The following is an 8,553-nucleotide window of genomic DNA, read 5'->3' as shown; positions in this document are numbered from 1 at the left end:
CAAATCGATAGTCTGGTGACGATGGCGAAGAGGTCACACCCGTTCCCATGCCGAACACGGAAGTTAAGCTCTTCAGCGCCAATGGTAATTGGGGGCTTCCCCCTGTGAGAGTAGGACGTCGCCGGGCTAATTATTTCGATCCACAGTAGCTCAGTGGTAGAGCTATCGGCTGTTAACCGATCGGTCGCAGGTTCGAGTCCTGCCTGTGGAGCCACGGAGAGCTGTCCGAGAGGTCGAAGGAGCACGATTGGAAATCGTGTGTGCGGTTTAAACCCGTACCGAGGGTTCGAATCCCTCGCTCTCCGCCATAAGATACCTATCTGTAATACATAATTTTATCGGCCCCTTGGTCAAGTGGTTAAGACACCGCCCTTTCACGGCGGTAACACGGGTTCGAATCCCGTAGGGGTCACCATCTATTTGGAGGATTAGCTCAGCTGGGAGAGCACCTGCCTTACAAGCAGGGGGTCGGCGGTTCGATCCCGTCATCCTCCACCATTTCATATACTATTATTGTCGCGGGGTGGAGCAGTCTGGTAGCTCGTCGGGCTCATAACCCGAAGGTCGTAGGTTCAAATCCTATCCCCGCAACCAATTTAAGTTCATTGTCCAACGTTGAGATTTCGTACTTTCAATGAACATATGGAGTACCCGAAGGGGTGCAACCAATTTAAGTTCATTGTACTATGATAATGAATTGTGCTGGACCCGTGGTGTAGGGGTTAACATGCCTGCCTGTCACGCAGGAGATCGCCGGTTCGAATCCGGTCGGGTCCGCCATTTTTTAAAAATACATTTTGGCTCGATAGCTCAGTCACGAGCGGTTCATCGTTGAATGATCAGCGAGTAGTCCCGACGCAGCAAAAAGCGTCAGCATTAACTTGTAGAGAAAGGGACAGGGAAACCGACGGACTTTGTATTTAACTTAATGGCTCGATAGCTCAGTCGGTAGAGCAGAGGACTGAAAATCCTCGTGTCGGCGGTTCGATTCCGTCTCGAGCCACCATGTTGCTGGCCTAGCTCAATTGGTAGAGCAACTGACTTGTAATCAGTAGGTTGGGGGTTCAAGTCCTCTGGCCAGCACCATTTACATTTAGGCAAAGGTTGGTTCTAGTTCCTGAAATTAGGTCTTGAATCACTTTGTAATCTGTACTAAAATATAAATTGTCTCTTTTGGAGGGGTAGCGAAGTGGCTAAACGCGGCGGACTGTAAATCCGCTCCCTCCGGGTTCGGCGGTTCGAATCCGTCCCCCTCCACCATTTAGGGGTATAGTTTAACGGTAGAACAGAGGTCTCCAAAACCTCCAGTGTGGGTTCGATTCCTACTACCCCTGCCAATTTATATTTCTAAAATTGTATTATGGCGATTGTGGCGAAGTGGTTAACGCACCGGATTGTGGTTCCGGCATTCGTGGGTTCGATTCCCATCAGTCGCCCCATATGCGTTGGGCTATAGCCAAGCGGTAAGGCAACGGACTTTGACTCCGTCATGCGTTGGTTCGAATCCAGCTAGCCCAGCCAATTTCGCGGAAGTAGTTCAGTGGTAGAACACCACCTTGCCAAGGTGGGGGTCGCGGGTTCGAATCCCGTCTTCCGCTCCATTAATTTTAATAACAATGAACTGCCGAAAATAGTACTCCATTTTCGTATCAAGCATACAAGTATGGCGGCATAGCCAAGTGGTAAGGCACGGGTCTGCAAAACCCTTATCCCCCGGTTCGAATCCGGGTGCCGCCTCCATCTAACTACCCAGCCGGGGTGGTGGAATTGGCAGACACACAGGACTTAAAATCCTGCGGTAGGTGACTACCGTGCCGGTTCAAGTCCGGCCCTCGGCACCATTAATTAAATATGTTATATTAGACACATGCCGGTGTGGCGGAATTGGCAGACGCGCACGACTCAAAATCGTGTTCCTCACGGAGTGTCGGTTCGACCCCGACCACCGGTACCATTTTTATTACCATCAATTACAGAAGAATTAATTAAATTTCAACGTTTTTCTACAGTTTGTAGGAAAGCGTTTTTTTGTTATTTTCAATAAATGATATTCACATGACAAATTCACTTCAAATCTTGTGCACTGATCGAGTTCACCACATTGGGATACGTGTACAATGTATCCGATGCCATCCATTATACGCAGAGAAGAGAATGAAGTGCGACCAAATAGCTTTTTGATACATAGAAGAATATGCTCATAAAGTTTAATGGTTCATGCAAGTTAAAATTCCAGGACCTCAATTTACACACTCCAAACTTAATTGATGAAATATACAAACTATTATGAATTGTTGATAGTATCATTATTTCTATTGTGCTACTATCAACATATTAAAAAAAGGGGTGAATCCAAATCCACTTATCAAGAGTTATATACTTTAGAAGTGTAGACGCATGACTTGTATGGATTACGGGTGATTAAACTATGGCAAGAGTTTTTTGTATGAATTTTTAAGGAATATACAAAAATTAAATGGATGGTGGAAAACAAATGAGAATTAGTGCAGAAGAAATTACTGTTGGGAAACTGCTACCGGAGACTGTGGAGTTAGCTGTTAATTTGATTAAAACAAACGGTTATGTACTATTTGAAGGAGTACTTCCTAAAGAACAAGTAGAAAACTTAAATAACAAATTTGGAGATATGTTAGAGTCTTATATGAAGGAGCGTAATCTCAATCCTAACGATGGTTTTCATAATGGCACAAACCATGTAGGTATGGACTTACCATTCGAGGAACCATTTTGTGATGAATCAATCATTGCTCATCCATTTGTAACAGATGTAGTAGATCAGATATTAGGCGATGATTGTGTTCTAAACTATTTCCATACGAATACCTCAGTACAAGGAGGAAAAACTCCGCAAGACGTTCATGCTGATACTGGTTCGAGATATGGTAACAGATGTGAGGTAAACCTGCCAATAATTAATTTAGTTGTCAACTTCCCACTTGTTGAGGTAACTGAAAACAATGGTCCAATGGAAGTATGGCCGGGAGGGACGCATTTACACCCTGACAACTGGTATGGGCCTAATGCTTACGACAAATCTAAGCTTGCAGAACATATGCATTCTTTCAAGGCGTTGATGCCTGCAGGATCTATCATGATTAGGGATGACAGAATGTGGCATCGAGGTACTCCAAATCAATCCCAGCAACCTAGAACTAACATCGCGCTGATTTATAAATCTGCAGCTAATGCGCCGCAAAATGGGAGCATTTCAATTCCGCAAGAGACATATGATAATCTATCCGAAAAAGCAAAACGTCTCTTACGCAATGAGAAAATTGGTTCCCCGGTTAAGCGTGAGTATAAATTGGAACAATACGCTAAATAAACTCCAAAACTATATATATTTGATAAACGATAAGAAAAAAGTCGGGAATGAACAAATTTGTTCATTCCCGACTTTTTTTGTTCTTACCAACTCCCTACGGCAGTTATATATCGTAATTGCTTTTACTGTAAACATTTTACTTGTTTACACTTGTCCGTAGGCGGGTATCCCTAGAAGTACAACAGATAAGGAGGTTGAAATAATGCGTTATCTATTAGCTGTTTTGCTTCCACCTCTTGCTGTATTTCTACATGGTAGCAAATCACAAACGTTGATCAATGTCATACTTACAATCATCGCGTGGATACCTGGTGCAGTTCATGCTTTATTGGTTGTAAATAAGGGAAGCACAGAAAGTATCGCTTGATAAAGAAAACTTGGCGAGGCCAAGCCTTTTGAAAGTCGAGCCTTAGTTGCCCTTATATTGAAGAAAGTATTATACTTTCTTTAAATGTGAAAAAAACCTCCTTTTTAGGAGGTTTTGTACATAATTTCTTACGGTTGTACTTATAATGTATAAAACATGTCTAACGCAGTGCTTCGTTTTTCGGAAACGGGGTGTTGCGTTTTTTATTTCACTTAAAGAAAGTATTAAAATACTTTCTTCAGTATAAGTGCAACTAATGGCTCAGCCTGCGCTAACACTTGACTTTGCCAAGTTTTCTTTATTGGGTCTGTTAAAGAACTTTGTGTTTTCTTTACTTGATGATATCTACTTCAGCTGTACCTCCATGAATCTGGATGAACATTTTCTCGATAGCCTGGAGCATTTCAATTGCGTGCTCCTCTGTTAAAGAAGGTTGAAAATAGACGATATGAAGGGCTTGCTTCGTCTTTTCAGTGACCATTGTACGTTTCGAATCGACAATCGGACTTCCAAAAGCACCTTTATCATCCCTGGTCAGGATTTTACCTTCCATATTGACGTCTCGGCCATTGATTCCTTCATAGAAGTCATCGTCAGAACCGATATCAATTTTCACATCTCCAACAATATGTGATTGATCATAGATGCCGAGTGGTATTTGGTATTGTAGTGAGAAAAAGTTATTCGTATCAACTGCAGAGTGGATCGAGCCCAGCTTGTACCCTTTATACACCCGTCGGAGAAGTGCTTCTGAGGATGGGCGGTATCGTGAAGGATCAGTCCCGACTTTTTTAAACAGACTTCGCCATTCTTGGATAGGTTCGATCGTTGGAATTGGCTTTGTTTCTGCTTCAAGCATTAGTGATTCCTGGAATAACTGCAGGCGGCCAGCTAACATTTTAGGTGATTCATCAACCGTGATATCATAGTATTGGATGATACCGACTTTAAAGTCTGGAACAAGCTTCTTCAATTTATCAGAGACGGTAATTTTCATTCTGATCACCTCAAGAACTTATGTATTTTACCATAGTGTACCATAATAGATTTTGCAACTGAAAAAGGAGTGCTTACGTTTATGGACATGCTGAGAGACATTCTGAAAAGGATTGACGGTAAGGGTTATAAAGCGTATAAAGACATCCGGGGAAAATATCGATTTGATGACTTCACCCTCCATATCGATCACGTGCAGGGAGATCCTTTTGCAGCCCCCTCCAAGATCAGGTTAGAGGTACCAAAATCAAAAACAATTTTAAGGGAAGATTGGGAATCGACGCCTTCCCGTAAGGTTAGAGTTGAAGATACGATTGCTCGAAGTGTAGCGAGTACGATTCGGAATCAGGAGACACAAGCAGGCGGTTCGGGTAAAAGCGGAGTTATAACAATCGACCGCCCGGCTCAGGAAGTATTGCAACGCACTGCTGTCGAGCTGACGTCAAATACGGTCATTATCTGTCTTTCAATAGGACTACCAGCAAGAGGAAGGAAAGTGCTCGGAAAACAGGCAGAAAAGATGTTGTTTACGATCATTCCACAGGTATTAAATGACTCGATTTTCTCATTAGAAGACGATACCGTTGTGGAAGCAATCGAACTGTGCGATCAACAAGATGCGATTCGGGAGTTTATGAAAGGAAACAACCTTGTTGCGTTTATAGCTGAAGGATCGATTTTACCGAGGGAGAGTGGGATCAGTGACCGCCCACTACGTTCAGATGATGTGGTCGCATTTGAAACACCAGAGTCTTTAAGTGTTTCGATACCTGTGCCGCACAGAAAAGAACCGATTCAGGGGATGGGGATCCAGAAAGGTATTACTCTCATTGTCGGCGGAGGGTATCACGGTAAGAGTACGTTGCTTAAAGCGATCGAGCGGGGAATTTATGATCATATCAGCGGGGACGGTCGTGAGTACGTTTTGACAGACCCAAATGCAATGAAAGTCCGTTCAGAAGATGGACGTAAAATTACAAGTGTGGATATTTCTCCGTTCATTCAAAACTTACCATATGGAAAAACAACAACTCAATTCACTTCAGAGGATGCAAGCGGTAGTACGTCACAGGCAGCTACGATTATTGAATCCCTGGAGGCTGGGGCTAGTGCATTATTGATAGATGAAGATACAAGTGCGACAAACTTCATGATCAGGGATGAACGGATGCAGCAGCTTGTATCAAAGGATAAAGAACCGATCACGCCATTTATTGATAAAGTGAAGCAGCTTTATGAAGAGCATGAGGTTTCCACTTTGCTCGTCATGGGTGGTTCTGGTGATTATTTTGATGTAGCGGACACGGTGGTTTTAATGGATCAATATCGACCATTTGACGTTACAAGTGAAGCAAATGACATCGCTCGAAACTCGATTTCTAACCGGAAAAGGGAAGGTGGAGAGCGCTTTGGGGATGTTCAGTCAAGGAAGCCTCAAGCATCCAGTCTCGATAGCAGGAAAGGGAAACGATCGAAGGTGGCGGCGAGAGGACTTCATACAATCCAGTACGGTACGACTGATATCAAAATCGATTTTGTTGAGCAGGTGACAGATGCAAGCCAAACGAGAGCGATTACTGAAATCCTTCATTTTGTAGAGAAAAGGAAATGGTTAGGTTCACATTCGGTGTCTGAACTTTTGGAGCGAATTGAAACCCAGTTGAATGAAAAAGGGCTTGCTTCTTTTACAGACTTTCCCAACCAGCATCCTGGTGACTTGGCAAGACCGCGTATGTTAGAATTAGCTTCAGCATTGAATCGATTGAGGACGCTAGCTATACGTCAGTAGTTGGTGATATGGAAATTTTTTACACTTGAAGAAAATATAAAATACTTTCTTCAGTATAAGCGCAACTAAGGCTCAGCCGGCGCTAAGGCTTGGCTTTACCAAGTTTTCTTTAAGAAAGGGGGTCAAACGATGACAGGTGCCCAGTTAAAGGAAAGAGTCATTGCATATAGTAAATCAATCGGGATCGATAAAATAGGCTTTACAACAGCTGATCCGTTCACAGAATTGAAGGAGCGGCTTCGAACACAGCAAGAGAACGAGTTTCAATCTGGATTCGAAGAACAGGACATTGAGAAACGAACGCATCCAGAACTACTGCTTCCGAAAGCGAAATCGATCCTATCGATTGCTCTGGCCTATCCTTCAAAAATGAAGGATGCACCGAGAAGCACAAAGGAAGACCGAAGAGGGATTTTTTGCCGGGCTTCATGGGGGAAAGATTACCATGATGTATTGCGTGAAAAGATGAAACAACTGGAACAATATATTCTGGAACAAGAACCAGAAGCGAAAGTTGTGTCGATGGTCGATACTGGAGAGTTATCGGATCGTGCAGTTGCTGAGCGTGCTGGAATCGGTTGGAGCGGGAAGAACTGTGCAACCATTACACCTGAGTTTGGCTCCTATGTCTATTTAGGCGAATTGATTACGACGATCGCATTTGAACCTGATCAACCGATGACAGATCAATGTGGTACGTGTAATAAGTGTGTCGATGCGTGTCCGACTGGTGCACTTGTAACAGGCGGTCAATTGGATTCGAACAAGTGCATTGCTTTTCTGACACAGACGAAAGGGTTTCTTCCAGAACGTTACCGCGAAAAGCTTGGAAACAGACTTTATGGATGTGATACTTGTCAGCAGGTTTGCCCTGAAAACAAAGGGAAAGACTTTCATCATCATTCTGAAATGGAGCCTGACCCAGAAATCGCAAAACCGAAATTGAAACCATTGCTGACAATCAGTAACCGAGAATTCAAAGAGAAATTCGGTCCGGTATCTGGTTCTTGGAGAGGTAAGAAACCGATTCAGCGAAATGCCATCATTGCCTTAGGTAATTTTAAAGATGATACAGCTCTTCCTGAACTGGTGCATGTTCTTAATGAAGACCCTCGCCCTGTGATTCGAGGAACAGCAGCATGGGCGCTTGGAAAAATCGGAGGGTCTAAAGCCGAATACATGCTTAAATCGGCGAAAGAGAGAGAAAATGACGAGAATGTACTAGCTGAAATAAATAGAGGCCTTGATATGATCGATAATGGCGTCAAATCGTGATGGTTTTATTATTTTGCGTTCAGTATGATAATGCAAAAGGGTAAAAGAAGGGATAAGATGGAGACGACAATCAGTGTACAATATGGGGAAATGGACAGTGCAATCGGTCCACTTACGTTATTAAAAACTGAAAATGGATTATGTCGCATTGATTTTGGATCTGCCGAGGAGAATCTTCCTCTTATCAAAGCTTGGTTGAAGAAACAATCCTTGAAGGCTGAGCTTTTTTATCACCAGGAGTCTTTTGGCCCTTATATGAAGCAGATCGAGGAATATTTCCTGCATCAGCGCAGGGGTTTTGACTTTCCGATTGATCTATTCGGTACCCCGTTCCAGCGTAAAGTCTGGGAAGGGCTTAGAAACATTCCTTATGGCGAGACCTACTCGTATAAGGATGTCGCGACGATGATCGGATCGCCTAAGTCTGTCAGAGCAGTTGGTAGTGCAAACAATAAGAACCCGCTTCCAATCGTCATACCTTGCCACCGTGTGATCGGAAGCAACGGTGCTCTCGTTGGCTATGGCGGAGGACTTGATAAGAAAGAAGTATTATTAGATTTAGAACAACAACCATCACAGATTTGTTCATAGTCAATATTCGTGTAATGGATAACCTACTCATTCTGAAGTAGGTTTTTTATTTTGGCTCTTTTTTAAGGCTCTACAATATTTGTTGGGGTATGAGAAAAATTCACGTAAAAAAACACACAAGCTCCTATAACCTGTACACTTGAATTGACGAGAAACAAGAGTGGGGATAGGAGTTGTGTGTACGTGCAT

General features: G+C 43.2%; 6 protein-coding genes, 16 tRNA genes and 1 rRNA gene. 22 read left to right on the top strand and 1 reads right to left on the bottom strand.

Annotated features, from left to right (window positions below; all coding sequences use genetic code 11):
- Window positions 1-11 precede the first annotated feature (11 nt).
- The 19 genes from rrf to ACTWQL_RS24605 all read left to right on the top strand — a co-directional run bounded on the left by rrf (window position 12) and on the right by ACTWQL_RS24605 (window position 3,713).
- Window positions 12-127, top strand: a 5S ribosomal RNA gene (gene rrf, locus ACTWQL_RS24695).
- A gap of 12 nt (window positions 128-139) precedes the next feature.
- A tRNA-Asn gene (locus tag ACTWQL_RS24690) sits at window positions 140-214 on the top strand.
- Between the two features lies 1 nt (window position 215).
- Window positions 216-308 (top strand) — tRNA-Ser (locus ACTWQL_RS24685).
- Between the two features lie 32 nt (window positions 309-340).
- Window positions 341-415: transfer RNA gene (locus ACTWQL_RS24680), tRNA-Glu, on the top strand.
- 7 nt (window positions 416-422) lie between these two features.
- A tRNA-Val gene (locus tag ACTWQL_RS24675) sits at window positions 423-498 on the top strand.
- Window positions 499-517: 19 nt separating this feature from the next.
- Window positions 518-594: transfer RNA gene (locus ACTWQL_RS24670), tRNA-Met, on the top strand.
- 110 nt (window positions 595-704) lie between these two features.
- Window positions 705-780, top strand: a tRNA-Asp gene (locus tag ACTWQL_RS24665).
- Window positions 781-930: 150 nt separating this feature from the next.
- A tRNA-Phe gene (locus tag ACTWQL_RS24660) sits at window positions 931-1,006 on the top strand.
- Between the two features lie 4 nt (window positions 1,007-1,010).
- Window positions 1,011-1,086, top strand: a tRNA-Thr gene (locus ACTWQL_RS24655).
- An 89-nt stretch (window positions 1,087-1,175) separates the two neighbouring features.
- Window positions 1,176-1,260 (top strand) — tRNA-Tyr (locus ACTWQL_RS24650).
- Between the two features lie 3 nt (window positions 1,261-1,263).
- Window positions 1,264-1,337 (top strand) — tRNA-Trp (locus ACTWQL_RS24645).
- A gap of 26 nt (window positions 1,338-1,363) precedes the next feature.
- Window positions 1,364-1,439, top strand: a tRNA-His gene (locus tag ACTWQL_RS24640).
- 7 nt (window positions 1,440-1,446) lie between these two features.
- Window positions 1,447-1,521: transfer RNA gene (locus ACTWQL_RS24635), tRNA-Gln, on the top strand.
- Window positions 1,522-1,526: 5 nt separating this feature from the next.
- Window positions 1,527-1,601: transfer RNA gene (locus ACTWQL_RS24630), tRNA-Gly, on the top strand.
- A gap of 64 nt (window positions 1,602-1,665) precedes the next feature.
- Window positions 1,666-1,740, top strand: a tRNA-Cys gene (locus ACTWQL_RS24625).
- A 12-nt stretch (window positions 1,741-1,752) separates the two neighbouring features.
- Window positions 1,753-1,841 (top strand) — tRNA-Leu (locus ACTWQL_RS24620).
- Window positions 1,842-1,869: 28 nt separating this feature from the next.
- A tRNA-Leu gene (locus ACTWQL_RS24615) sits at window positions 1,870-1,954 on the top strand.
- A gap of 540 nt (window positions 1,955-2,494) precedes the next feature.
- Window positions 2,495-3,346 carry a phytanoyl-CoA dioxygenase family protein gene (locus tag ACTWQL_RS24610; protein WP_443144996.1) on the top strand — a complete coding sequence of 284 codons (852 nt, stop codon included), beginning with the start codon at window positions 2,495-2,497 and terminating at the stop codon, window positions 3,344-3,346.
- A 202-nt stretch (window positions 3,347-3,548) separates the two neighbouring features.
- On the top strand, window positions 3,549-3,713 hold the full coding sequence (locus ACTWQL_RS24605) for a YqaE/Pmp3 family membrane protein (protein ID WP_443144995.1): 165 nt from the start codon (window positions 3,549-3,551) through the stop codon (window positions 3,711-3,713).
- A gap of 331 nt (window positions 3,714-4,044) precedes the next feature.
- On the opposite strand, the gene ACTWQL_RS24600 is transcribed toward ACTWQL_RS24605, so the two are convergent.
- A complete protein-coding gene (locus ACTWQL_RS24600) occupies window positions 4,045-4,710 on the bottom strand; it encodes a B3/B4 domain-containing protein (RefSeq protein WP_443144994.1) in 666 nt (221 codons plus the stop codon).
- An 81-nt stretch (window positions 4,711-4,791) separates the two neighbouring features.
- Here ACTWQL_RS24600 and ACTWQL_RS24595 point away from each other — a divergent pair, with 81 nt between their 5' ends.
- The 3 genes from ACTWQL_RS24595 to ACTWQL_RS24585 all read left to right on the top strand — a co-directional run bounded on the left by ACTWQL_RS24595 (window position 4,792) and on the right by ACTWQL_RS24585 (window position 8,364).
- Window positions 4,792-6,498 (top strand): ABC-ATPase domain-containing protein, encoded by a 1,707-nt coding sequence (locus ACTWQL_RS24595; RefSeq protein ID WP_443144993.1) that lies wholly within the window; start codon window positions 4,792-4,794, stop codon window positions 6,496-6,498.
- A 129-nt stretch (window positions 6,499-6,627) separates the two neighbouring features.
- Window positions 6,628-7,773: a tRNA epoxyqueuosine(34) reductase QueG gene (gene queG, locus ACTWQL_RS24590; protein ID WP_443144992.1), complete on the top strand. Its 1,146-nt coding sequence runs from the start codon at window positions 6,628-6,630 to the stop codon at window positions 7,771-7,773.
- A gap of 57 nt (window positions 7,774-7,830) precedes the next feature.
- Entirely contained in the window at window positions 7,831-8,364 is a 534-nt protein-coding gene (locus ACTWQL_RS24585) for a methylated-DNA--[protein]-cysteine S-methyltransferase (protein ID WP_443144991.1), read from the top strand.
- The last annotated feature ends 189 nt before the right edge of the window (window positions 8,365-8,553 follow it).

The sequence above is a fragment of the Pseudalkalibacillus sp. R45 genome (assembly GCF_052246725.1).
GTDB lineage: Bacteria > Bacillota > Bacilli > Bacillales > Fictibacillaceae > Pseudalkalibacillus.
This window is presented reverse-complemented; position numbering and strand designations above follow the sequence as displayed.

Bases quoted from the DNA above. Each gene is read 5' to 3' on its own strand.
- ACTWQL_RS24610 (WP_443144996.1), top strand. From the start codon at position 2,495: ATGAGAATTAGTGCAGAAGAAATTACTGTTGGGAAACTGCTACCGGAG.
- ACTWQL_RS24605 (WP_443144995.1), top strand. From the start codon at position 3,549: ATGCGTTATCTATTAGCTGTTTTGCTTCCACCTCTTGCTGTATTTCTA.
- ACTWQL_RS24600 (WP_443144994.1), bottom strand. From the start codon at position 4,710: ATGAAAATTACCGTCTCTGATAAATTGAAGAAGCTTGTTCCAGACTTT.
- ACTWQL_RS24595 (WP_443144993.1), top strand. From the start codon at position 4,792: ATGGACATGCTGAGAGACATTCTGAAAAGGATTGACGGTAAGGGTTAT.
- queG (WP_443144992.1), top strand. From the start codon at position 6,628: ATGACAGGTGCCCAGTTAAAGGAAAGAGTCATTGCATATAGTAAATCA.
- ACTWQL_RS24585 (WP_443144991.1), top strand. From the start codon at position 7,831: ATGGAGACGACAATCAGTGTACAATATGGGGAAATGGACAGTGCAATC.